This window comes from Litorivicinus lipolyticus (genome assembly GCF_009650135.1).
GTDB lineage: Bacteria > Pseudomonadota > Gammaproteobacteria > Pseudomonadales > Litorivicinaceae > Litorivicinus > Litorivicinus lipolyticus.
In genome coordinates, this window is the sequence record NZ_CP045871.1 from 836460 (window position 1) to 858126 (window position 21667).

Annotated in this window: 26 protein-coding genes; 20 read left to right on the top strand and 6 right to left on the bottom strand. The window is 59.3% G+C overall.

Annotated elements, in window-relative coordinates:
• The first annotated feature begins 13 nt into the window (after positions 1-13).
• The gene (gene murB / locus GH975_RS04285) at positions 14-970 is read left to right on the top strand and encodes a UDP-N-acetylmuramate dehydrogenase (RefSeq protein WP_246164760.1); all 957 of its coding nucleotides are present in this window, start codon (positions 14-16) and stop codon (positions 968-970) included.
• Here murB and GH975_RS04290 read toward each other — a convergent pair.
• Positions 967-4209, bottom strand: a complete 3243-nt coding sequence (locus GH975_RS04290; protein ID WP_153713338.1) for an Rne/Rng family ribonuclease — start codon at positions 4207-4209, stop codon at positions 967-969. The two genes, murB and GH975_RS04290, sit on opposite strands and share 4 nt — an antisense overlap.
• A gap of 364 nt (positions 4210-4573) precedes the next feature.
• Here GH975_RS04290 and GH975_RS04295 point away from each other — a divergent pair, with 364 nt between their 5' ends.
• Together GH975_RS04295 and GH975_RS04300 are read left to right on the top strand one after the other, a co-directional pair.
• Entirely contained in the window at positions 4574-5530 is a 957-nt protein-coding gene (locus tag GH975_RS04295) for an RluA family pseudouridine synthase (protein WP_153713339.1), read from the top strand.
• Complete coding sequence (locus tag GH975_RS04300; RefSeq protein WP_153713340.1) at positions 5523-6470, top strand: S49 family peptidase; 948 nt, start codon at positions 5523-5525, stop codon at positions 6468-6470. Before GH975_RS04295 ends, GH975_RS04300 begins: the two co-directional genes overlap by 8 nt.
• A 6-nt stretch (positions 6471-6476) precedes the next feature.
• Here the strand turns inward: GH975_RS04300 and GH975_RS04305 are convergent, their stop codons facing one another.
• The gene (locus tag GH975_RS04305; protein WP_153713341.1) at positions 6477-7082 is read right to left on the bottom strand and encodes a Maf family protein; all 606 of its coding nucleotides are present in this window, start codon (positions 7080-7082) and stop codon (positions 6477-6479) included.
• 31 nt (positions 7083-7113) lie between these two features.
• Here GH975_RS04305 and GH975_RS04310 point away from each other — a divergent pair, with 31 nt between their 5' ends.
• The 12 genes from GH975_RS04310 to rluF all read left to right on the top strand — a co-directional run bounded on the left by GH975_RS04310 (position 7114) and on the right by rluF (position 15834).
• Positions 7114-7626, top strand: a complete 513-nt coding sequence (locus tag GH975_RS04310; RefSeq protein ID WP_153713342.1) for a YceD family protein — start codon at positions 7114-7116, stop codon at positions 7624-7626.
• Between the two features lie 9 nt (positions 7627-7635).
• Positions 7636-7827, top strand: a complete 192-nt coding sequence (gene rpmF, locus GH975_RS04315) for a 50S ribosomal protein L32 (protein WP_153713343.1) — start codon at positions 7636-7638, stop codon at positions 7825-7827.
• A gap of 40 nt (positions 7828-7867) precedes the next feature.
• The gene (gene fabD / locus GH975_RS04320; protein ID WP_153713344.1) at positions 7868-8797 is read left to right on the top strand and encodes an ACP S-malonyltransferase; all 930 of its coding nucleotides are present in this window, start codon (positions 7868-7870) and stop codon (positions 8795-8797) included.
• Positions 8794-9519 (top strand): 3-oxoacyl-ACP reductase FabG, encoded by a 726-nt coding sequence (gene fabG / locus GH975_RS04325; protein WP_153713345.1) that lies wholly within the window; start codon positions 8794-8796, stop codon positions 9517-9519. The genes fabD and fabG overlap by 4 nt, the downstream gene beginning before the upstream one ends.
• A gap of 102 nt (positions 9520-9621) precedes the next feature.
• Positions 9622-9855 (top strand): acyl carrier protein, encoded by a 234-nt coding sequence (gene acpP / locus GH975_RS04330; protein WP_153713346.1) that lies wholly within the window; start codon positions 9622-9624, stop codon positions 9853-9855.
• Positions 9856-9928: 73 nt separating this feature from the next.
• Entirely contained in the window at positions 9929-11161 is a 1233-nt protein-coding gene (fabF, locus tag GH975_RS04335) for a beta-ketoacyl-ACP synthase II (RefSeq protein WP_153713347.1), read from the top strand.
• Entirely contained in the window at positions 11161-12162 is a 1002-nt protein-coding gene (mltG, locus tag GH975_RS04340) for an endolytic transglycosylase MltG (protein ID WP_153713348.1), read from the top strand. The genes fabF and mltG overlap by 1 nt, the downstream gene beginning before the upstream one ends.
• Positions 12159-12779: a dTMP kinase gene (gene tmk, locus GH975_RS04345; protein ID WP_153713349.1), complete on the top strand. Its 621-nt coding sequence runs from the start codon at positions 12159-12161 to the stop codon at positions 12777-12779. The genes mltG and tmk overlap by 4 nt, the downstream gene beginning before the upstream one ends.
• A complete protein-coding gene (locus GH975_RS04350) occupies positions 12776-13681 on the top strand; it encodes a hypothetical protein (RefSeq protein ID WP_153713350.1) in 906 nt (301 codons plus the stop codon). Before tmk ends, GH975_RS04350 begins: the two co-directional genes overlap by 4 nt.
• Before the next feature lie 42 nt (positions 13682-13723).
• A complete protein-coding gene (locus GH975_RS04355) occupies positions 13724-14044 on the top strand; it encodes a PilZ domain-containing protein (protein WP_153713351.1) in 321 nt (106 codons plus the stop codon).
• Positions 14041-14814, top strand: a complete 774-nt coding sequence (locus tag GH975_RS04360; protein ID WP_153713352.1) for a TatD family hydrolase — start codon at positions 14041-14043, stop codon at positions 14812-14814. The genes GH975_RS04355 and GH975_RS04360 overlap by 4 nt, the downstream gene beginning before the upstream one ends.
• A 51-nt stretch (positions 14815-14865) precedes the next feature.
• The gene (rluF, locus tag GH975_RS04365) at positions 14866-15834 is read left to right on the top strand and encodes a 23S rRNA pseudouridine(2604) synthase RluF (RefSeq protein ID WP_153713353.1); all 969 of its coding nucleotides are present in this window, start codon (positions 14866-14868) and stop codon (positions 15832-15834) included.
• A gap of 1 nt (position 15835) precedes the next feature.
• On the opposite strand, the gene ppiC is transcribed toward rluF, so the two are convergent.
• Together ppiC and GH975_RS04375 are read right to left on the bottom strand one after the other, a co-directional pair.
• Entirely contained in the window at positions 15836-16114 is a 279-nt protein-coding gene (ppiC, locus tag GH975_RS04370; protein WP_153714773.1) for a peptidylprolyl isomerase PpiC, read from the bottom strand.
• A 54-nt stretch (positions 16115-16168) separates the two neighbouring features.
• A complete protein-coding gene (locus GH975_RS04375; protein WP_170272534.1) occupies positions 16169-17002 on the bottom strand; it encodes a YiiX/YebB-like N1pC/P60 family cysteine hydrolase in 834 nt (277 codons plus the stop codon).
• Between the two features lie 123 nt (positions 17003-17125).
• Here GH975_RS04375 and GH975_RS04380 point away from each other — a divergent pair, with 123 nt between their 5' ends.
• Genes GH975_RS04380 through GH975_RS04395 form a run of 4 tightly spaced genes read left to right on the top strand, consistent with a single transcriptional unit; the run spans position 17126 to position 20030 of the window.
• Positions 17126-17740, top strand: a complete 615-nt coding sequence (locus GH975_RS04380) for a TetR/AcrR family transcriptional regulator (RefSeq protein WP_153713355.1) — start codon at positions 17126-17128, stop codon at positions 17738-17740.
• Positions 17737-18699, top strand: coding sequence for a GTP 3',8-cyclase MoaA (locus GH975_RS04385; RefSeq protein ID WP_153713356.1), 963 nt, complete (start codon positions 17737-17739; stop codon positions 18697-18699). The genes GH975_RS04380 and GH975_RS04385 overlap by 4 nt, the downstream gene beginning before the upstream one ends.
• Positions 18700-19119 (top strand): YiiD C-terminal domain-containing protein, encoded by a 420-nt coding sequence (locus GH975_RS04390; RefSeq protein ID WP_153713357.1) that lies wholly within the window; start codon positions 18700-18702, stop codon positions 19117-19119.
• A gap of 5 nt (positions 19120-19124) precedes the next feature.
• Positions 19125-20030, top strand: coding sequence for an AEC family transporter (locus GH975_RS04395; RefSeq protein ID WP_170272535.1), 906 nt, complete (start codon positions 19125-19127; stop codon positions 20028-20030).
• Here the strand turns inward: GH975_RS04395 and mce are convergent.
• Positions 20027-20431: a methylmalonyl-CoA epimerase gene (mce, locus tag GH975_RS04400; RefSeq protein WP_153713359.1), complete on the bottom strand. Its 405-nt coding sequence runs from the start codon at positions 20429-20431 to the stop codon at positions 20027-20029. The two genes, GH975_RS04395 and mce, sit on opposite strands and share 4 nt — an antisense overlap.
• Positions 20432-20498: 67 nt before the next feature.
• Here mce and GH975_RS04405 point away from each other — a divergent pair, with 67 nt between their 5' ends.
• Complete coding sequence (locus GH975_RS04405; RefSeq protein WP_153713360.1) at positions 20499-20909, top strand: CBS domain-containing protein; 411 nt, start codon at positions 20499-20501, stop codon at positions 20907-20909.
• Here the strand turns inward: GH975_RS04405 and GH975_RS04410 are convergent.
• Positions 20906-21625, bottom strand: coding sequence for a hypothetical protein (locus GH975_RS04410; RefSeq protein ID WP_153713361.1), 720 nt, complete (start codon positions 21623-21625; stop codon positions 20906-20908). The genes GH975_RS04405 and GH975_RS04410 overlap by 4 nt on opposite strands.
• Positions 21626-21667 lie beyond the last annotated feature (42 nt).

A 21667-nucleotide genomic window follows, 5' to 3' on the forward strand; every position in this document is an offset into this window, starting at 1 on the left:
TGATTTACGGCCGATGACGACCCTGGGTCTGCCCGGTCGTGCTCGCTATTTTTGCCGCGCCGAGAATACTCAGACAGTCATTCAGGCCCTGGACTGGGCGTCGGGCGAAGGTGTTCGCGTCTTGATTTTGGGTGGCGGCAGCAATTGCGTGTTGACCCAAGACTTTGATGGGTTGGTCATTCAGATCGCGATTCAAGGCCGTCAGATTCAGGGCGATCGGTTGCTGTTCGGCGCCGGCGAAGACTGGGACGGTGCGGTTCGCTACGCCATCGATGAGGGCTTTTCCGGGCTCGAATGCCTGGCCTTGATCCCGGGTTCAGTGGGCGCCGCACCGGTGCAAAACATTGGCGCCTACGGCGTCGAACTGTGTCAGCTTGAACCCTGTGTTCAGGTCTGGGACCGGCAGCACCGGGTGCTTGCATGGATAGACAGCGAAGACGCAGGGTACGGCTACCGTGATTCGGTTTTTAAAGCCGACCTGGATCGCTACGTCATTGTCCAGGTGTCGCTGCGTGTGTCGCGACAGGCCCCTGTCATGCCGCGCTACCCGGACCTGCAAGCCGAATTGGTTGGCGTCGCAGCGTTGACTGCGGCGGCCGTGGCCGATGCGGTGACCCGCGTCAGGCAGCGAAAGTTGCCCGATCCGGCGCGCCTAGGCAATGCCGGCAGCTTCTTTAAGAATCCGGTAGTAGACGCTGAGTTAGCCCAGAAATTAGCCGAGCAAGAACCAAACATGCCCCAGTTTGGCCAAGCCAATGGGGTTAAGTTAAGTGCAGGTTGGTTGATTGATCAGTGCGGTTTCAAGGGCCATCGCGTCGGTGACGTCGGTGTCAGTGAAAGCCATGCGTTAGTGCTGGTGCACTACGGAGAAGGCTCCGGCCAGGACCTGATGGCCCTAGCACGAAGTATTCAACGCTCGGTGTTCGAGCGTTTCGGGGTCCAGCTAGAGCCAGAACCCCGCGTTATTTAAGCCTTGGTTTGACCGTCGGCTTGTTCAAACAGATCACCCGTGCGGGCACGGCTGTCAGCTTCGTTGCCGGATTCGGCTGCTGCTTTGGCGGCTAAACGCTGACGACGACGCTCACGCGGGTCGTTAGCGGCACGGCCGGTGTGGCGAGTAGGCTCGTCGGCTACCACTGCAGCTTCCACGGCTTCAGGCGCGTCGGCGACAACGGCAGCTTCCACCACTTCAGGCGCGTCGACCACAACTGCAGCTTCGACGACTTCAGGCGCGTCGGCGACAACGGCAGCGTCCACGACTTCAGGTGCGTCGGCGACAACCGCAGCGTCCACGACTTCAGGTGCGTCGGCGACAACCGCAGCTTCGACGATTTCAGGTGCTTCGGCGACAACCGCAGCTTCGACGACTTCAGGCGCTTCGGCGACAACCGCAGCTTCCACGACTTCAGGCGCGTCGGCGACAACCGCAGCTTCGACGACTTCAGGCGACTCGGCTACAACTGCAGCTTCGACGACTTCAGGCGCGTCGGCGACAACTGCAGCTTCGACGACTTCAGGCGCGTCCGCGACAACCGCAGCTTCGACGACTTCAGGTGCTTCGGCGACAACCGCAGCTTCGACGGCATCAGGGACTTCAACCACTTCCACGGCTTCCGCTTCGGCTGCGCGTGCAGCTTCCATCTCGGCCTTGGTGCGACGACGGCGACGACGACGCTTGGGCTTTTCGGCCGCCTGGGCGTCTTCGGCATTAGTGTCGTCCGCTACGACCTCGGCCGGTTCGCTCTCAGGTGCGGCATTAACCGGCGCTGTGTCAGCGACGGCGGTCGGCTCAACCTCGGCGATAGCCGGCTCGGCCACAATCGTTTCTACAACAGCGGTCTCGACAACAGCGGTCTCGACAACAGCGGTCTCGACAACAGCGGTTTCGGCGACAGTGGTTTCAACTGCCATATCCACGACCGCGGGCGCTTCAGCAACCACGGGCTCAGTGCCGTCGCCTTTGCGTTGCTCGTGGGTTTGGCGCGATGCGCGCGGTGCCAGATCGTCTTGACTCATGGCGACCGGACGCGTGCGGCTGCGCTTGGGTGCGGCGACCGGTGCGGCGGCTTCACCTTGCGCTTGATCTTCAACGATGTCAGCGCTTTCGTTTGCGTTTGACTCGTTGCTGATCTGAGCGTTCGCGTCGGCGGTGGTTTCACCACTGCGACGACGGCGACGACGACGGCGACGACGGGTTTGGCTTTCGTCGCTTTCGTCTTCGCTCGGCGGCGTTGCCGGGTTCAGGTCAACGGCACCACCGGCCTCGACGATTTCCTGAGGCTTGGGCTCGTTATCACGACGCGGGCCACGACGACGGCGGTTGCTGCCACGGCTCTGGCCTTGCCCCTCGTCCTTGTTGCGCGATTTTTTGCTGTCGGATTTTTCGGTTTCAGCCGGCGCAGCGACGGGTTCAATCTTGGGCTCGTCATCCGCTAACAGGTTGGTCAGGCCACTGATGAAACGGCTGAATAAGCCGCGTGACGGTGCGCTTGCAACGACTTCGGCGTGGGTGGTTTTGCTCGGGCCCTTGGGCTGCGAATTTTTGCGGCGTTCCTGCTGAGTTTTTCGTTCGGCACGGGGTGCAGCGGGTTCGGCAGCGGGCGGCGGCGGTGGCGGCGGGGCCAGCGAGGTAATCGCGGCTTGCTCACGTGCGGCCGGCTTGCTGACAGGCTCGTACGAGGGCGCCTCGATTTCGGGCAGGTCGGCTTCGTAGTCGAATCCTTCCATGTCCACTTCGTTTTCGCGCAGGCGCTTCACTTCGAACTGCGGTGTTTGCATGTTCGGGTTAGGCACGATCACAACGCGGGTGCGGTTACGATTTTCAATCTGGCGGATCTGAGCACGCTTTTCGTTGAGCAAGAAGGTTGCGATATCGACGGGCACGTGGGCACGCACTTCGCCGGTCTTGTCCTTGCCACCTTCTTCTTCGATCAAACGCAACAGGGCCAGGGCCAGTGAGCGAAGGTCTCGGATGTAACCGGTGCCGACACAGCGCGGGCAGACGTGGCCCGCCGTTTCGCCCAGCGATGGACGCAGGCGTTGACGGCTCATTTCCATCAAACCAAAGCGCGAGATCGAACCGATCTGGACGCGGGCGCGGTCGTGACGCAGCGAGTCGCGCATGCGTTCTTCGACGGCGCGGCGGTTTTTGGCCGGGCTCATGTCGATAAAATCGATTACGACCAGGCCGCCCATGTCACGCAGACGCAGTTGGCGGGCGATTTCTTCGGCGGCTTCCAGGTTGGTGTTCAACGCGGTCGCTTCGATGTCATTGCCTTTGGTCGCGCGTGCCGAGTTGATGTCGATGCTGACCAGGGCTTCGGTCGGATCGATCACCAAGGAACCACCGGAGGGCAGTTTGACTTCGCGTTCAAAGGCCGACTCGATTTGTGATTCGATCTGGTAACGGTTGAACAGCGGAATGTCATCGGTGTACTGACGAATCTTGCTGGCAAAGCTGGGCATGACCGAGGCGACGAAGTCCTTGGCGCGTGTGAATACTTCAGGGTTATCGATCAACACTTCGTTGATGTCAGCCTTCAAGTAGTCGCGAATCGCGCGCGTGATGATGTCGCCTTCCTGGTAAATCAGGCAGGGCGCACGCTTGGTCAGGGTCGCTTGTTTGATGGTTTCGAAGGCTTGGCACAGGTAGTCCAGGTCCCACTGCAGCTCTTCGCTGGTGCGTCCAACGCCGGCGGTGCGGATAATCACGCCCATGCCTTTGGGGATTTCCAATGCGCTCAGTGCTTCTTTGAGCTGGCCGCGGTCTTCGCCTTCGATGCGGCGTGAAATGCCACCGGCACGCGGGTTGTTAGGCATTAACACCATGTATCGGCCGGCCAAGCTGAGGTAGGTGGTCAGGGCTGCGCCCTTAGTGCCGCGCTCTTCTTTTTCGACCTGTACCAGTAGTTCAGTGCCTTCTTTGACCAGCTCTTCGATCCGCGGACGGCCTTGGATTTGATCAACGGGCTTATTGTAGTACTCGCTCGAGATTTCTTTGAGCGGCAGGAAGCCTTGGCGTTCGCTTCCAAATTCGACAAAGGCGGCTTCTAGGCTGGGTTCGACACGGGTGATGCGTGCGCGATAGATGTTGCCCTTTTTCTGTTCACGGGCGGTGCTTTCGATGTCTAGGTCAAATAACTTTTGACCGTCAACTAAGGCAACTCGCAGTTCTTCTGACTGGGTTGCGTTAATAAGCATGCGTTTCATGCGTTGGTTTTCCTTACAACCAACGACGCAAGCGCGCTGTGTACGCCTAAAAAAACGGCGTGATGCCCAACCACTTCACAGTGATTAGGCACCGACGGCAGGGACGGGCCCTGCAGTTCGAGTTGTCGTCCGACGGGCAAAATAGCCGGTCGGGAAATAAAATCGATCTCGTCACAGCGACCGCTAGCAATTCGTTGGCGGGTTGCTGGATCGGGCCGTTTGTTGGCCCCCATTTCACTGAAAATTGCGTTAGGCGTCGGATCCACTAAGGCGGATGCTGTATGCTATCCGGCCTAGTGAGCTCTACCTTTCGCCCGGAATATTTCTTCGGGCAGGGAGCCACTAACGTTTAAAGTGAGATGTAATGATATCAAGTCTAACGGCCAGCGGCAATGCGGGCCCTGTACTGGTTGAAATTGACGAAGGCCGCGCCGGTCAGCGGCTCGACAACTTTTTGTTGTCCCAGCTTAAAGGGGTGCCGCGCACGCGCATCTATAAGTTGGTTCGCAGTGGCGAGGTGCGTGTCAATAAGGGTCGCAAACAGGCCTCTTACCGTTTAGAAGACGGCGACGTGGTGCGTATTCCACCGGTGCGTACCGCGGAGGCGGCGCCGGCCCCCAAGTTGTCGGACAGCCAAGTCGAACAGTTCAAGACTTGGGTGTTGTTCGAAGACTCGCACTTGCTGGCGATTAACAAACCGGCTGGCTTGGCGGTGCATGGCGGCAGCGGCCTGAGCTACGGGCTGATCGAGTTAGCCCGTATTGCGCGGCCGGAACTGAAGCACTTGGAACTGGTGCATCGTCTGGATCGTGACACCTCGGGCGTGATTTTACTGGCCAAGCGACGCAGTGCGTTGCGGGCACTGCACGAATCTCTGCGTAACCGGACCGCCCATAAGACCTACTGGGCGCTGGTGTCGGGGATGTGGCCGGCACGTAAACAGCAGGTCAAGTTGAACCTGTCGCGTGATGTGTTGGTGTCGGGCGAGCGCATGGCCAGTGTTAACCCGGAGGGCAAGTTTGCCCTGACTCGATTTAGTATTCTGCGCAAAGTGGCGGGCGCGACCTTGGTGGCGGCCGAGCCCGTGACCGGGCGCACGCACCAAATCCGCGTTCACTGTCAGGCTGCCGGTCACCCGATCTTAGGCGATCCGAAGTACGGGCTGGATGCCGACAACCGAGGGTGGAAAAACCGCGGCCTGAAACGGATGTTTTTGCATGCGGCGAAAATTGATATTCCGTGGCAGGACGGTCGCCTGGCGATCGAGGCGCCGCTGGACCCGCAATTAAATGCCTTGATGGAGCGTTTAACCGATGAGTGATATGGACCCTGATAGCCGCGCTTGGAAGGAACTGCGCCGAGTGATGGACGTGGCTTTTGTAGAGCAGCGCCGCTCACGCCGCTGGGGCATCTTTTTTAAGCTGGTAACACTGGCGTACGTGACCTTTCTAATTGTCGCGGTGGCCCGCAACGCCAGCTTTGACGAGTGGAGCGAAGCGGACGGTGGGCACCTAGCGAGCGTCAGCATCAATGGCACCATCGCGGCTGACTCGGACGCCAGTGCCGAGGTTATCTTGCAAGGCATTGCGGCGGCGCTGGAGCACCCAGGTACCCGCGGCGTAGTGTTGGACATTAACAGTGGCGGCGGCAGTCCCGTTCAGGCTGATCGTGTCTGGCGTGGCATTCAGCGGCTGCGCGGCGAATACCCGGATACGCCGATCTATGCGGCGATTGCCGACATCGGAGCGTCCGGCGCTTATTACATCGCCAGCGCGGCGGACGAAATCTATGCGGATGAAGCCAGTTTGGTGGGGTCGATCGGCGTGGTCTCGTCGGGGTTTGGTTTCGAAGACGCTGCTAAAAAGCTGGGCGTTGAGCGGCGTCTGATCACGGCCGGCACGAATAAAGGGTTGTTGGACCCGTTTTTGCCTCTGGACAAAGCTCAGGTCGAGCATTGGCAGCGTGTGCTGGATGGCACTCACGAACAATTTATTGATCGAGTCAAATCCGCGCGCGGTGCTCGCCTGGTCGAGGACGATAACCTATTTTCTGGGCTGATCTGGAATGGCCGCCAGGCGCTGGCCTTGGGTTTGATTGACGGCCACCTGTCGCCGGCCGAAATCGCTGACGAAAACTTGGGGGTCGACCGCGTTCTTGATTTTACGCCGCGCCCTGCGCCGCTCGAGCGGCTGACACGCCAATTGGGTGCGTCGGTCAGTGCGTCGTTTAATCAGCTGCAGGGCGCCGGGCTGCGCTATTAATCGGGGTTAGTCCGGCAGCCGCGCGATCGGGTCAACCCCCGCGTCGCGCAGCAATCGCCCGAGCGCCAGCATCGGCAAACCGATCAGGGCGCTGGGGTCCTCGCTTTCGATGCGATCGACCAACCAGCCGCCGACGGCTTCACTGTAAAAGCTGCCGGCCGCATCCAGTGGCATTTCGGCATTGACGTAGCGATCAATTAAGGTCGCTGTCAGGGTCCGAAATTTAACTCGCGTCAGGGTTAACGCATGTTGGCACTGGCCGTTGATGTGAATGGCCACCGCACTTTCGAAACTGACCCAGCGACCGCTGGCGGCGGCTAGCTGGTCACAGGCACTGGCGATTGACGCGGGCTTGCGCAAAATGTTGCCGGCGGCATGTGCGACCTGGTCGCCGGCGATCACAATAGCGCCCGGACCCGCCCGCGTGGCAACCTCGCGCGCTTTGGCCTCGGCCAATCGAAGGGCGCGTGCGTGCGGGGCCTCCCCAGCTATTAAAGCCTCGTCGCAGTGCGGCGGCATCAGCGCCGCTTGGATGCCGGCCGCCGCCAGCTGTTTGGCCCGATGTTTCGAGCCTGACGCCAATACCCATTGGCCGAGGATTGTGATTGACACCGTGCTGTCGTCTCCCTAGTATTCGCGCCCTATGTTTGACAGACCCCTAAATCGACGATTCGACGCGCGCAAAGCAGAGCGCCACGGCGAGACCGTATCGGGTTTTATGTCGTGGCAGGACATGCCGGAACTGGCGCAGGTTACTGAAAACCAAGCGTCAGATCGAATCCAAGTTAGCGTTCGCTTTGAGCGCACCGAGGATCGGGTCCACGCCATGCACTTAACCTTCGACGGTTCGGCCGATGTATTGTGTCAGCGTTGTCTTGAAGTGATGGCAGTCGACATGAGTGGATCGTGCAGTTTGGCGTTGGTCATGTCCGAGGAAGCGATCGAAAGATTGCCCGAGGGCTGGGAAGTCAACATGCTAGACGAAGACGGCAGCGTCGACGTTTACCGAGCCGCTCAAGAAGAATTGTTGCTGCGGGTGCCAATGGTGCCCAAGCACGCTGAAAACTGTGGAGCGATCGTCAACCAAGACGACGCGCCGGTGGAAAAACCTAACCCGTTCGCTGTGCTTGCACAGTTGAAAGGCAAAAACGAATAGGAGGCCGACATGGCCGTACAGCAGAACCGAAAAACCCGCTCAAAGCGTAACATGCGTCGTTCACACGACTCGCTGAACACAGAGACCTTGAGCGTAGACGTAACCAGCGGTGAGAAGCACTTGCGCCACCACGTGACCAAGGATGGCTTTTACAAAGGCCGCCAGGTTATCGCTCAAAAGACTGAAACCGAAGCCGAGTAAAACGTAAAGGGCCGCTTAGCGGCCCTTTGTGGTTGTTGATATGTCAAAACTCGCATTCTTGTTTCCCGGTCAAGGCTCTCAAAAGCCGGGCATGCTGCTCGATATCGCAGGCCAGCATGATCTTGTTCAACGCACTTTTGTCGAAGCTTCCGACGCGCTCTCAGATGATCTGTGGGCGATGTTGAGTCATGGCGACGCCGAACAAATGTCGTTGACCGCCAACACACAGCCGCTGCTGTTGACCGCTGGGGTCGCCTTGTGGCGGATCTGGCAGGCCGAAGGCGGTGCGGCGCCCGCTATATTGGCCGGGCACTCGTTGGGTGAGTATACGGCGTTGGCCGCCAGCGGCGCACTCGCATTTGAGGATGCTGTGCGGGCTGTGCGGTTCCGTGGTCAGGCCATGCAGCGTGCGGTGCCGGCGGGTACTGGCGCAATGGCGGCGGTGATTGGGCTGGATGACGACGCGGTGATCGAGGTCTGCATTCAGGCTGGCGCCGGTGACGTGTTGGAGGCGGTTAATTTTAACGCCCCCGGCCAAGTCGTGATCGCCGGTCATGCCGGCGCGGTTGAGCGCGCCTTGCCATTGCTGAAAGCGGCCGGAGCTAAGCGCGCTCTGGCGTTGCCGGTATCGGCGCCGTTCCACTGTGCGCTGATGCGACCAGCAGCCGACGAGCTGGCAGGTTTTTTGGGTGATATTACCTTTTCCGAACCGGCCATGCCGATCGTACAAAACGTCAGTGTCGAGCCTGAAACCGACCCCGTGCGGATCAAGGCACAGGTCTTGGCCCAGACCTATTCGCCGGTACGCTGGACACAAACCGTTCAGTTTTTAGTCGGGCAGGGCGTAAGTTCAGCAATCGAGTGTGGGCCCGGTGCCGTGTTGGCGGGCTTGGGTAAACGAATTGATAAGTCGATCAGCGTCCAAAGCATTGGTGACCTGGCCGGACTGACACAAGGATTGGAAGCATGAGCGACGCACGCATCGCATTGGTTACCGGCGCAAGCCGTGGCATTGGTAAAGCCATTGCTGAAAAATTGATGGCCGACGGCTACACCGTTTGCGGCACCGCAACCACTGAATCGGGCGCGGCTGCGATCGACGGCTGGATTAACGGTTTGGGCTTGGCCATGAACGTGACCGACGGGGCCAGCGTTGAAGCAGCGTTGGCGCGCATCACCAGCGAACTGGGTCCGGTCGCGGTGTTGGTCAACAACGCCGGCATTACCCGTGACACCTTAATGTTGCGCATGAAAGACGACGATTGGTCTGACGTTATCCAGACCAACCTGACGTCGGTATTTTCGTTGAGCAAGGCTGTGCTCAAGGGTATGACCAAGGCGCGCTGGGGGCGGATCGTAAACATTTCGTCCGTGGTCGGGTCGATGGGCAATGCCGGTCAGGCCAACTATGCGGCGGCCAAGGCGGGCATCGAAGGTTTCAGCCGGGCGATGGCGCGCGAGGTCGGTTCACGCAATATTACGGTGAATTCCGTGGCGCCTGGATTCATCGCCACGGACATGACCGACGCCCTAGGCGACGAACAAAAGAACACATTGGCGTCACAGATTCCCCTTGGGCGTCTGGGTCAGCCGCAGGATATCGCCAACGCGGTTGCATATTTGGTCGGAGAATCAGGGGCTTACGTCACTGGCACGACCTTGCATGTCAACGGCGGGATGTTGATGAACTAAGTTTTGAAATTAACTTAAAACCGGTAGATAATGCGCCCCACCGAAAGGGACGGCGACTGGGCTTCGGTCCAACGTTAAAAATATTTAGGAGATAATATTCCAATGAGCACTATTGAAGAACGCGTCAAGAAAATCGTTTGTGAACAGCTTGGCGTCAAAGATGAAGAAGTCAACATCGAGTCATCTTTTGTGCAGGACCTGGGTGCAGACTCGCTGGACACGGTTGAGCTGGTAATGGCTTTGGAAGAGGAATTCGAAACTGAAATCCCTGACGAAAAAGCAGAAACCATCACTACAGTTCAGCAAGCGGTCGACTACATCAACGCCAACAGCTAAATTAGCCGTTACTGAATTCCGAGACCGCCTATGAGTCGTCATGGGCGGTCTTTTACGTTGTAAGGATTTGAAAATGTCAAAACGCAGAGTGGTCGTGACTGGGATGGGCATGTTGAGCCCATTGGCTTCAAGTGTTGAGGGTACATGGGCCCGCATCCTAAAAGGTGAGAGCGGCATAGCCCCGATCCAAGGCTTCGATGCTACCAACTACACCACGCGTTTTGCCGGTGAAGTCACTGACTTCTCTTTAGAGCCCTATTTGACCAGCAAAGACGCCCGTAAAATGGATTTGTTTATCCAGTACGGGATGGTCGCCGGTCACCAAGCGGTTGAAAACGCTGGCCTGGACTTGGAAACCCTCGACTTGACCCGTGCCGGCGTCGCGATTGGCTCCGGTATCGGCGGCTTGGGCATGATTGAAAAGAACCACATAGAGTTGTTGGAGAAGGGCGTGCGCCGCGTGTCACCGTTCTTTGTGCCCGGCTCGATTATCAACATGATCAGCGGCAACCTGGCGATCCGCTTGGGCTTTCAAGGCCCGAACATTGCGATCACCACGGCCTGTACCACGGGCACTCACAATATCGGCTATGCCGCGCGCACCATCGCCTATGGCGACGCAGACGTGATGGTCGCCGGTGGCGCCGAGCAAGCCTGTACGCCACTGGGGATCAGCGGTTTTAACGCCTGCAAAGCGCTGTCGACGCGCAACGACGACCCGCAAGGGGCTTCGCGTCCGTGGGATACCGGGCGTGATGGCTTTGTGCTGGGCGACGGTGCCGGCGCCATGGTGTTGGAAGAATACGAACACGCTAAAGCACGTGGTGCCAACATCCTGGCCGAATTGGTCGGCTTTGGTATGAGTGACGATGCGTATCACATGACCTTGCCGCCTGAAACCGGCGCCGGGGCTGAAGCTGCGATGCAGGGCGCTCTGCGTGATGCTGGAATCGCGGGTAATCAGGTCGATTACGTTAACGCCCACGGCACCTCGACGCCCGGCGGCGACGTTGCCGAAGCGCGTGGCATTACTCGCATGTTGAACGGCAAAGACGCTGCGGTCAGCTCGACCAAATCCATGATTGGTCACCTGCTCGGTGCTGCCGGTGCGGTCGAGGCCATCTTCAGTGTGTTGGCCATTCGCGATCAGGTCGCGCCGCCGACGATCAACCTGACCGATCCGGATCCGGAAGTGACCCTGAATTTGGTTCCGCTGACGCCTCAGCAGCATCACATCGAGTATGCCCTCAGCAACAGCTTTGGTTTTGGCGGGACTAACGGGTCGCTGCTGTTTAAACGCATTTAATGCGCGGCAAAATCGTCGTCGTTTGGGCGATTCTGATGGTGTTGTCGCTGTCGAGTTGGTTCTATAACCAAATCGAGGGCGCCAAGGCGTGGCTTGACCAGCCGCTGACAACCGAGGTTGAACGTATCGCGGTGGCGCGCGGTACCAGCCTGAATGCGTTGCTGGACCAGTGGCAAGGCGACGGCTGGGTCGCCCCGGTCCCGGACTTGCGTCTGTTGCGCCGTTTGGCCCCCGAGTTGGTTGCGATTCGCGCCGGCACCTATGATTTGAACAGCGCTGATACGCCGCGCACGGTGTTGGCACGGTTGGTCGCAGGCGAAACCGTGGTCGAGTTTTTTACCCTGGTGCCTGGGCAACATATTTGGCAGCTGCAGTCGCAACTTAAAAATGATCCTCGTTTAGTCCAGACCTTGCCGGACGATCTGGCGGAGTGGGATCAGTCGTTTGCTTTTGACGGCTGGCCGGAGGGCCAGTTCTTGCCGGATACTTATGGCTTTGGCCCGGGTGACTCGGACGTTGACGTGTTATCCCGCGCCCACGAAGCGATGTCGGCGGTACTCGAAACCCAATGGCTCAGCCGAGCCAAGGATTTGCCGCTGACCTCGGCGGCACAGGCCTTGGTGTTGGCCAGCATCATCGAAAAAGAGTCCGGCATTCAAGACGAGTGGCGCCAGATCGCCGGCGTATTTACCCTGCGCTTGAAAAAGGGCATGCGACTGCAGACCGACCCGACGGTGATCTACGGTTTACTGCCGGATTTTGACGGCGACATAAGGCGCCGCGATTTGCGCACGCCCACGCGCTGGAATACCTACACGATTGATGGTTTGCCGCCGACTCCGATTGCGATGCCATCCCAGGACGCCCTGCGCGCGGCGGTGGACCCGCTCGAGACCGGGCATCTATTTTTTGTCGCCGACGGCAGCGGTGGCCACCGCTTCTCGAAAACACTGGCCGAGCACAATGCCAACGTCGATCGTTATATCCGGAATCGGCAATGAGCCAGTTTTTCGTCCTTGAAGGGGTTGAAGGCGCCGGCAAAGGCACCGTGTTGAGCGGTCTGATCCAGCGCTTTTCGGCTCGTGGCACCGACCTGGTGGTATCGCGCGAGCCGGGCGGCACGCCGATGGCCGAGGAAATTCGTGACGTTTTGCTGGCCAAACGTAACGAAGTGGTGGCCCCGGATACCGAATTGCTGCTGATGTTTGCGTCCCGTGCCCAGCACCTGAGCGAACGTATTAAGCCGGCGCTGGCCGCAGGTCAAACGGTACTGTTGGATCGCTTCACCGATGCCTCGTACGCCTATCAGGGCGTCGGCCGCGGATTGGGCGCGGACAAGGTCGAGCAACTTGAACGCTGGGTCCAGGGCGACTTGCGGCCGGACTGTGTGTTGATTTTAGATTTGGACCCGCAGGTGGGATTAGCGCGTATTCAAGCCAATGCCCGCGCCACCGATCGGCTGGACGGCGAGACCTTGGAGTTCTATCAACGCGTGCGACAAGGTTATCAAGCGCGCGCCGCCAGTGCACCGGATTGCTATCGGGTGATCAACGCCGACGACAGCCCTGAACGGGTGTTGGACGCGGCCTGGACAGCGCTGGGGGAGTTCATCGAATGAGTTATCCCTGGCACCAGCCCCAGCTGGATCAGTTGGCCCAGGATACACGGGTCCAATCCGTGCTAGTGACCTCGGCCCCCGGTCAAGGTGTGGCAGGCTTCGCCGAGGCATTGACCCGGGTCTGGATGTGCGAGTCGGGCACGGAGTGCGGCCAGTGCCGTGGCTGCCGATTTTTGGCCCAGGACGCCCACCCGGACGTGTTCACGCGGATCCCGGAAGGCGCATCGCACACCCACCAAATCGACGCGATTCGAGCGCTGGTTCAGGCCTCGGCGTCGACCACCCATCAAGGCGGTGGCCGTGTGATTCGGATATTCGAAGCCGAGCGCATGAATATTTCGTCGGCCAATGCCTTGCTCAAGTTGCTTGAGGAACCGCCCGCAGGTACGCGCTTCATTTTGACTACCGAACGCCCGGGCCGATTGCCGCCGACCGTGTTAAGTCGGGTTCGCAAAGTGGTGTTGCCCAGCCTGGGCGATGTGGCGGGGTGGTTGGCGAGCACCTTTCCCAACCAAGACACCAGCGCCGCGCGCGGTGTCAGCGCAGCACCGGATACGCTGCGCCAACTGATGGCCGATCCCGAGGCGCTGTCCCAGCGCGATGAGTGGCGCCAAGGCCTGATTGCCGCCCATGCCGGCCAGCGCAAGGCGGGCGCCTTGATTGCGGCTGCGCAACGGCTGAATACCTTGGTTTGGTTTGATGACTGGTATGTGTTGGCGCTGGAAAGTATTAAGGCGGAGGTAGTGCGTGGCCAGACTCCGTATTTGGCTGCGCTGTGCACCTTTGTTGAGCGGCTAGAGCGCGAGCGCAAGCCCGCGCTGCAACAGGTCACGGTCGACACCGGTTTGGTGGTTCAGGCGCTGGGTGATTTATGGGTTCGAGCCGGCCGGTTGTCGACCTAGACGCCAGTGGCTATAGTCGCCGCAGATATTTAAAGGATCGCCATGCTCTCTCTATCCATTCGTGACAAACAGGTCCTCTACGCCACCTACATGCCGTTCATAAACGGCGGCGGGTTGTTTATACCGACCGCCAAGCCCTTTCAGATGGGCCAGGAAGTGGTCATTTTGTTGGCATTGATGAACGAGCCCGAGAAATTCCCCGTGACCGGTAAGGTGATCTGGATCACCCCCGCCGGCGCCCAAGGCCAGAAGGCGGCCGGCATTGGTGTTCAGTTTGTTGAAGATGAGGGTGGGTTGCGCGATCGCATTGAAACCAACCTGGCTGGAATGCTGCAAAGCGACACCCCAACGCACACCCTATGATCGATAGCCATTGCCACTTGGATCGCCTGGAATTGGGCGAGCGCTCGTTAGCGTCGGCGCTGGATGAGGCGCGCGCGGTCGGCGTCGACCATTTTTTGTGTATTGGCGTTAGCCTCGACAGTGCCGGCGGGCCGTTGGCGGTCGCCGAGGCGCATGGCGACGTTAGCGCGTCAGTTGGTGTGCACCCGCTCTACCACAGTGACCGTGTGCCGAGTGTGGCTGAGTTGGTCGCATTGGCCGATCACCCGCAGGTCGTTGCGCTCGGTGAAACCGGGCTCGATTATTTTAAGAACGATAACGATCCAGGCGTTCAGCAACAGGCCTTTATCCACCACTTGCAGGCAGCCTCGCAGTTGGGGTTGCCGACGATTGTGCACACCCGGGCTGCGGTCGATGACACCCTGGCGATCATGCGTGAATACGCCGATCCCCAGCATGTCGGTGTGCTGCATTGTTTCACCGAGTCGTGGGACATGGCCGAGGCCGCGCTGGACTTGGGCTGGTATATCTCGATTTCGGGCATTGTCACCTTTGGCAATGCCGACGCGTTGCGCGAGGTTGCCCGTCGAGTGCCGGCCGAGCGCTTGCTGATCGAAACCGACAGCCCGTGGTTGGCGCCGAAACCTCACCGCGGCCTTAAAAACGAGCCCAAGTACCTGCCCTGGGTGCTTGAATGCGTGGCGGCACAACGCGGCGTTCGCCCCGGCGCGTTGGATGAGCAGACCAGTGAAAACTTCTACCGTCTGTTCACGCGTGCAGCCGTGCGCTGACCCGTCGCTGTAGTATTCTGACGACTTGCCATCCACGAGGTTCGACCGCGCATGCTCAAACGCCTAAATAAATACATCAGTGAAGCCGGCTTGTGCTCGCGCCGCGAAGCCGACCGTTTCGTTGAACAAGGCAATGTCTATATCAACGGCAAGCGTGCTGGGGTTGGGGATCAAGTGGGTCCCGGTGACGTCGTTCGCGTCAATGGCCAGGAAATCGAAGCCCCCGAATCCGACGATTTTGTGTTTATTGCGTTGAACAAACCGGTCGGTATCGAGAGCACCACGGAATCGACCCAGCGCGACAACATTGTCGACTTTGTTAATCATGGGGTGCGCATTTTTCCGATCGGCCGGTTGGACAAAGACTCCCAGGGGCTGATCTTTCTGACCAATAACGGCGACCTGGTCAACAAAGTACTGCGGGCCGGTAACCAGCACGAAAAAGAGTACCTGGTGACGGTCAACAAGCCGGTCAACGACGCCTTTGTCGAGGGCCTGGCCGGGGGGGTGCCGATTTTAGGCACCATGACCAAAAAGTGTCCGGTCGAAAAAGTCGCCAGCCACACGGTCAAGATGACCCTGGTTCAGGGCCTGAATCGTCAAATTCGCCGGATGTGCGAATACTTTGGCTACGAAGTGGTCAAGCTGGAGCGTTCGCGCATCATGCACGTGGACTTGAAAGGGTTGCCGGTCGGCGAGTGGCGTGATCTGACGCCCAAGGAAATGGCGCAACTGATGAAGTCGGTCGAGGACTCGACGTCCGAAGCCAAGCCGGGCCGGAAAAAAACCGGCGCTGGACGCTCGTCAAATCGCACGGCGGTGGCGCGCTCTAAAAAGCCCGCGGCAACTGATTCATCGCGCAGCCAAAAAGGTGGCCGTGCCAAGGGCACTGGCGCTGACTCGCCGCGATCCAGCAAAGCGGGCCGTGACCGAAATGCGCCAGCCAGTCGCGGCCGTGGACCCAGCACCAACAAACGCGGTGCCACGCCCACCAGCCGTGCGCCTAAAAAGCGCCGCTAGGTTAGCTGCGGTACAGCGTCTTGATCAGGTGATAGCCGAACTGGGTTTTGACCGGTCCGTGGACTTTCAACAACTCCTCGTTAAACACGACCTGGTCAAAGGGCTTGACCATGTCGCCTTGGCGGAATTCGCCGAGGTCACCGCCGCGTTTGCCGGACGGGCAGGTCGAGTGGCGCTTGGCTAACTCGCCAAAGTCCTTGCCGCTGTTAATTTGATCAAGCAGTGACTGTGCTTCGTTTTCAGTTTTCACCAGAATGTGAACTGCGGATGCGGTAGCGATAATGTGGTCCTCCTGTTTAAGGCCCCCAGTATAACCAAAGCGCACCCGGCTTGATTAGGCTTTGTCGTCGTGATCGTGATCTTGGATGTAGTAATCCTGTTCCGGCTCGTCCAATTGCAGGTGCCCGCGCCAGGGCATCAACTTGTACGCACCTCGGACCGGCCCGTGGTCGACGTGCGCGGTTTTGATGACGTCAAAGTAGGGCGATTTATCGAAGGTCGCGGGGTACACGAACATGGGGTTGCGCTGGAACAAGCGGTATTGGCCGTCGCTGTCATCTTTGATCAGTGGCAGCACTGGGAAATCGACGGCTGCGTAGGCCTCGGCCAAAAGCGTCGAACAGACCGTGGTAGGGCTGTTGGGCTGGTAACGAAATAGGCTGGACCCCCATCGCCGGGGCAATACTTTCCACGGCAGTAGGTAACGCATCAGGTCAACGATTTGGCGCAGGTTGTACTCTTTGCCCAAGCGGTCGACGCAAAAGGCGATCACGGTTTGAACGTCTTGGTAGCGGATGTTTTTCGGCCGCAGGATGCGCAGGTGGTAGTCCGAGTAGTGATCCAGCGTTTGCACCACGGTGCCGCGGCCCATTTCACTTTCCAGAATCAACATATCCTCGGGTGATGCATTGCAAAAGCTTTGCACGCGGTGACGGATGTGGCGGTCCTCGACGTCGTGCACGCGCCCCAGATACAGCATCACGTGTGACCACGACGACAAGGTCAGGCGCTGGATAATACGAGCAACGCGGGTTTGGCCCTCGACCAAGACTAGATCGCCGGGGCGTAACTCGTAACGTATGGCATGTAAATTCGAGCCGGTGTATAGCGGGTCATAGCGGCGTGCTAGCAGCCAGTGGCTAATCAGGGTCGACAGCGTCTTGAGCAAGCGAATCTCCTTGGTTGGGTCGAGTTTGCCACGACTATAAATCCTGACATTGGCCCTCGGTCAATTGCTGATTGCGCGAGGGGCATCTGGTATCGTACGGGCGACAATAAGAGGGGATGCTCGGTGGACCGAACCGATCGCAAAAAACGCGAATTTATGCGCCGTGAACTTGAAATACTCAACACCACCGAAGCGTTGCTGTCCGGTGTCGACGCCGAGTCGGTAACGGTCGAGCGCATTGCTCAGGATGTCGGTATCGGCAAGGGCACGATTTACAAACACTTCAAAACCAAACATGAAATTGTTGCGCGCCTGATCGAAATCTCGCTGGACGCGCGCATGGCGGTGCTGTCGCCGACCGATCGCACACCGATGGATCGGCTTAACGACTACATTGCGTTGCGCTTGGGCCAACCCCACCAGTTTCAGTTGATCGAGCGCTGGAGCGAGGGTTTGGTCCGTCACCGTCAGGCTGAATCTTTGGAGCTGATCCAACGCATGCTGGATCGCGAGCGCCTGAAGCTGGCCCAGCTGCTGGACCAAGCCGGTTGTACCGGACAATCGCGTTCGGCGCACAGCATGGCGGGTTGGCTGCTGGCCAGCGTTCAGGGAATTTTGGCGGTCGGCCCGGAGCGCTTGCATCCGGAGCGTCCCGACGCCATGAATACCGTTATCACACAGGTCCTGGTGGACCTCTCTCAAGCGGCGCGTGCGCCCCGTAAGGTTACCGTACTATGAGTTTGATTGATCCGTTAGGTCGTCGCTTTCGCTCCCTTCGTGTCAGCCTGACCGCCGCCTGCAACTATGCCTGTGACTACTGTGTGCCGGCCGGCAGCGTACTGAAGCCGTCACCGAACGCACTGGACGGCGCTGATTTGATGCGCCTGGTCGGTTTGCTGGACCGTGTTTTGGACTTGAAGAAAATTCGCCTGACCGGCGGCGAGCCACTGATTGCGCCGAACTTGTCGGCGGTACTGGCGGGGCTGCGTGCGCACCAATCCGAAATCAGCCTGACCACCAATGGCCAGTTTTTGGGCCGTCATGTCGAGGCCCTCAAGGCCGCAGGCTGCAAACGCATCAACGTCAGTTTGGATTCAATGGACCCGGTGGTGTTTAAAACCATGGCCAAAGCGGGTGACTTGGAATCCGTGCTGTCCGGCATCGAGGCGGCGTTGGCCGTGGGCATGAAGGTCAAGCTGAATACCGTGCCCATGCGCACCCAAAATCGCGATCAGGTGGTGCCGCTGTTTGACTGGTGCAGCCAACGCGGGATTGAACTGCGCTTTATTGAGTTGATGCGTATGGGGCACCTGCAAGACGTCGCCGCGTTTGATCGCGAGTTCGTGCCTCAGGCTGAATTGGTTGAGCTGTTGGCTGTGTTTGGCGAGGCCGAACAGCTGCCACGCGAGGCCAATTCGACCAGTCAAACCTGGGTTAACGCGCGCGGTCGTTTTGGCTTTATTTCGAACGAATCGGCGCCGTTTTGCGGCGACTGTGACCGTCTGCGCCTGACCAGCGATGGCATGCTGTACGGCTGTATTTCGTCGTCCAATGCGTTGGATATTCGTCCGGCCTTGACGCTGGACGAGCCGGAGGCGATTGCCTTGATTGTGGATCGGCTGGGGCGGGCATTAAAGGACAAGCAACCGGTTCGGTTCAGCGGCGAACAAACCATTATGCAAATCCTGGGTGGCTGAATGACGCCTTTTCAACGGATGCTGGCCGGCACGCCGCTGGCCCAGGCCATGCAATTGCACCAGGTCGCGGGGGCCTTGGAGGCCCCGTTTGCGCCGTCACGCAATCAATTGGATGTGGCCTTTGGTGGCGCCATGGCGGCGGGCATGGCCCTGGCCGGTTGGGTGTTCGTGGCCGAGCACGCCGAGGCGGTGCTGGACGACGCCCAAAATCCGCTGTTGGCCGGCGCCACCCAGCGATTTTTCAAGCCGTTCGTGGATCCAACCCTGCGTTTTCAAGTCGATCCGGTCGATCAATCGGTGATGGATGCGTGGGCGGCCCGATGGCGCGCCAACCAGCGTGTGCGTGCGCCGCTGGTGGCCCGGGTGGTCGACCGTCAGGGCGATACCTTCGCCGAGGCGGAGCTTAATTTCGTTCTGTGAGTAGTTTGATCAGCATTGTATTGCCGGTCTTTGCGGTGATTGGTTTGGGCTGGCTGGCGCAGCGCCGGGGCTGGTTGGGTGACGGCGGTGCCGGCGCACTGAATGCTTTCGTGTTTCGGATTGCACTGCCGCCGCTGCTGTTTTTGGCCATGGCGCGCACACCCTTTGAAGCCTTTGGGCAGTGGCGTTTTCTAGCGGCCTATTTAAGTGGGACCGCTGGGGTCTGGGTGCTGGTGTGGTGGTTGGCGCCGCGTTTGGGATTTAATGGTTTCCAAGCGCGCTGGTTGACCTGCCTGGGCGCTACCTTTTCGAATGCGATTTACTTGGGCATCCCACTGTTCGAAACCGCCTTTGGCGCCTTGAGCGCCCAGCCGGTGATCTTGATTGCGCTGATGATGAACCTGTTGCTGGTCGGGGGCAGCTTGATCGTCCTGCAAGCCGTCAGTGGCGAGGGCACGCGGGCCGCGATCAAAGAGACCCTGAGCAACCCCATGCTGTTTGCGATCGGCGCCGGTCTGTTGGTGTCGTGGTTTGACATTGCGCTGGGTGACGGCGCCGATCGGCTGCTGAGTTTGCTGGCCCAAGCGGCATCGCCGGTGGCGCTGTTCGCCCTCGGCGTGACCCTGGGCGTGGCCGGCTCGGGTGTTCGCTTTGGTCGGCCGCAATGGGTCTTGCTGGTGGCTAAGTTGTTTGTGCACCCGGCGCTGGTGGCGCTGGCGTGCTGGGGCTTTCAGGCGGACGCCATCAACGCCCAAGCCGCGATCTTGATCGCGGCGGTGCCGGCCGGGTCATTGGTGCATGTGGTGGCGGCCCGTCGCGGCACGCTCGAGACCGAAAGTGCCGCCTTGATTTTGCTCACCACCGCGGTTTCGGTGGTGACGCTGACGCTGTTACTCGAGTGGCTGCTTTAGCGGTGCTCGCATAATTCCAACAGCACCCCTTCGGTGCTTTTGGGGTGTAAAAACGCGACCCGGGTGTTGTGCGCGCCGTCGACCGGCGTTTGCTGCAATAGCGTAAACCCCTCGGCGGTTAAGCGCTGCATTTCCGCCTCGATGTTATCGACCGTCATGGCGACCTGCTGGACGCCGCCTTTGCCGCCGTTCTTGGCAATGAACTTGCCGATCGGAGTGTCGGCCCCGAGCGGGCACAGCAATTCGAACTTGCTCTCGCCAATTTGAAAGAACGCCACCTCGACGCCTTGTTCGGCGACCACCTCGCGGCCCAGAAATGGCAGTCCCAGACGGGTGTAGGTGTCGATCGCGGCATCTAAGTCCAATACTGCGATACCAACATGGTCGATTTTGCTAATCATGGTGCTAGGCCTTTTTCAAAAAGTTGGGGTAGGGTGGAATGGCTAATCACAGAATAAGGATGTTGGCATGTTTCGTTCAATTCGCATTTCGGATTACATGACCACGAACTTGATCACGGTAACACCCGATACGGATTTGTTGGCGGCGGTGGATATGTTGATTAAACACGGGATTTCGGGAATGCCCGTGGTCGACAACGGCGCGCTGGTCGGCATGGTATCGGAACACGATTGCTTATCCGGCATTTTGAAAGGCACCTATCAAGGTGAAGTCGGTGGCCGCGTGTCCGAGGTTATGAGCAGCGGCGTTGACACCGTGCGCCAGGATACCGATGTGGTGTCGGTGGCGGAATTATTCATGCAGCAAGGCCGTCGTCGACTGCCGGTGGTGGATAGCGCCGGCAAGTTGGTTGGCCAGATCAGCCGATGCGACATTTTGCGCGCGGTCCGGGCCTACGAGATTCCCACCTCGGCTTAGTCGCTAAGGTCGCGGTGCAGCTGTAAATAGCGCGCCGCGGCGCCCATATCCCACGCCTTGATCGGCTGATCGCGGGTCGACTTGGCAGCGTCGGCCTGCAGTGTTTCGAACATTCGCAGGAATCGCGCGGGCTCACTGGCGCTTAAAAACGCGAACATCGGAGTCGTGCCCTTTGCCAACACCTTCGACTCGACCGTGAGGTCCCGCAGCGTCCAGGACGCGATAACTGCGGCATCAATTTGGCCTAGGTTGATCGCCCGAATCAGGTTCGAGGTGTCCGGAAAGTAGCGGACGCACGGGTCTTCGATCGGACTGCGCTTGATCAGTGACGGCGCCATCAGACCCATCATGCTGGCATTTTCGAGTCGGCCAACACGGGTGCACAGACCGTTTTTTCTGACCTGCCCGGCCAACACCATGGTCGCTTCGCCAGCGTGATAGCCGACGGGTGTTAAGCCCAACTCGATTAGCGGCTGGGTGTTCGCCGGGGTTGCCGCGATCAGGCCCTCGCGGGCGATTTTCAGCGCCGCGCCGGTGTCGCTGATGTCGTAGGTGGCAAAGTCGATGGGTTCACCCAGCACGCGCTCATACAACCGCATTTCCGATTCATAGGTCGCAGCCATGGCGTGGGAGGTGGTGGTACGCGGGAAGCCGACCAGTACATCGCTCCAGCTTAGGGGGCAGGCGAGGACGAGTGTAACGATCAATCGGCGCATCGGGTTTTCCGTCGGTTAAAAGAAAACCATAGCATTAAAATC

Excerpts from the sequence above, each read along its gene's own strand:
- murB (WP_246164760.1), top strand. The coding sequence starts at position 14 with ATGACGACCCTGGGTCTGCCCGGTCGTGCTCGCTATTTTTGCCGCGCC.
- GH975_RS04290 (WP_153713338.1), bottom strand. The coding sequence starts at position 4,209 with ATGAAACGCATGCTTATTAACGCAACCCAGTCAGAAGAACTGCGAGTT.
- GH975_RS04295 (WP_153713339.1), top strand. The coding sequence starts at position 4,574 with ATGATATCAAGTCTAACGGCCAGCGGCAATGCGGGCCCTGTACTGGTT.
- GH975_RS04300 (WP_153713340.1), top strand. The coding sequence starts at position 5,523 with ATGAGTGATATGGACCCTGATAGCCGCGCTTGGAAGGAACTGCGCCGA.
- GH975_RS04310 (WP_153713342.1), top strand. The coding sequence starts at position 7,114 with ATGTTTGACAGACCCCTAAATCGACGATTCGACGCGCGCAAAGCAGAG.
- rpmF (WP_153713343.1), top strand. The coding sequence starts at position 7,636 with ATGGCCGTACAGCAGAACCGAAAAACCCGCTCAAAGCGTAACATGCGT.
- fabD (WP_153713344.1), top strand. The coding sequence starts at position 7,868 with ATGTCAAAACTCGCATTCTTGTTTCCCGGTCAAGGCTCTCAAAAGCCG.
- fabG (WP_153713345.1), top strand. The coding sequence starts at position 8,794 with ATGAGCGACGCACGCATCGCATTGGTTACCGGCGCAAGCCGTGGCATT.
- acpP (WP_153713346.1), top strand. The coding sequence starts at position 9,622 with ATGAGCACTATTGAAGAACGCGTCAAGAAAATCGTTTGTGAACAGCTT.
- fabF (WP_153713347.1), top strand. The coding sequence starts at position 9,929 with ATGTCAAAACGCAGAGTGGTCGTGACTGGGATGGGCATGTTGAGCCCA.
- mltG (WP_153713348.1), top strand. The coding sequence starts at position 11,161 with ATGCGCGGCAAAATCGTCGTCGTTTGGGCGATTCTGATGGTGTTGTCG.
- tmk (WP_153713349.1), top strand. The coding sequence starts at position 12,159 with ATGAGCCAGTTTTTCGTCCTTGAAGGGGTTGAAGGCGCCGGCAAAGGC.
- GH975_RS04350 (WP_153713350.1), top strand. The coding sequence starts at position 12,776 with ATGAGTTATCCCTGGCACCAGCCCCAGCTGGATCAGTTGGCCCAGGAT.
- GH975_RS04355 (WP_153713351.1), top strand. The coding sequence starts at position 13,724 with ATGCTCTCTCTATCCATTCGTGACAAACAGGTCCTCTACGCCACCTAC.
- GH975_RS04360 (WP_153713352.1), top strand. The coding sequence starts at position 14,041 with ATGATCGATAGCCATTGCCACTTGGATCGCCTGGAATTGGGCGAGCGC.
- rluF (WP_153713353.1), top strand. The coding sequence starts at position 14,866 with ATGCTCAAACGCCTAAATAAATACATCAGTGAAGCCGGCTTGTGCTCG.
- GH975_RS04385 (WP_153713356.1), top strand. The coding sequence starts at position 17,737 with ATGAGTTTGATTGATCCGTTAGGTCGTCGCTTTCGCTCCCTTCGTGTC.
- GH975_RS04390 (WP_153713357.1), top strand. The coding sequence starts at position 18,700 with ATGACGCCTTTTCAACGGATGCTGGCCGGCACGCCGCTGGCCCAGGCC.
- mce (WP_153713359.1), bottom strand. The coding sequence starts at position 20,431 with ATGATTAGCAAAATCGACCATGTTGGTATCGCAGTATTGGACTTAGAT.
- GH975_RS04405 (WP_153713360.1), top strand. The coding sequence starts at position 20,499 with ATGTTTCGTTCAATTCGCATTTCGGATTACATGACCACGAACTTGATC.
- GH975_RS04410 (WP_153713361.1), bottom strand. The coding sequence starts at position 21,625 with ATGCGCCGATTGATCGTTACACTCGTCCTCGCCTGCCCCCTAAGCTGG.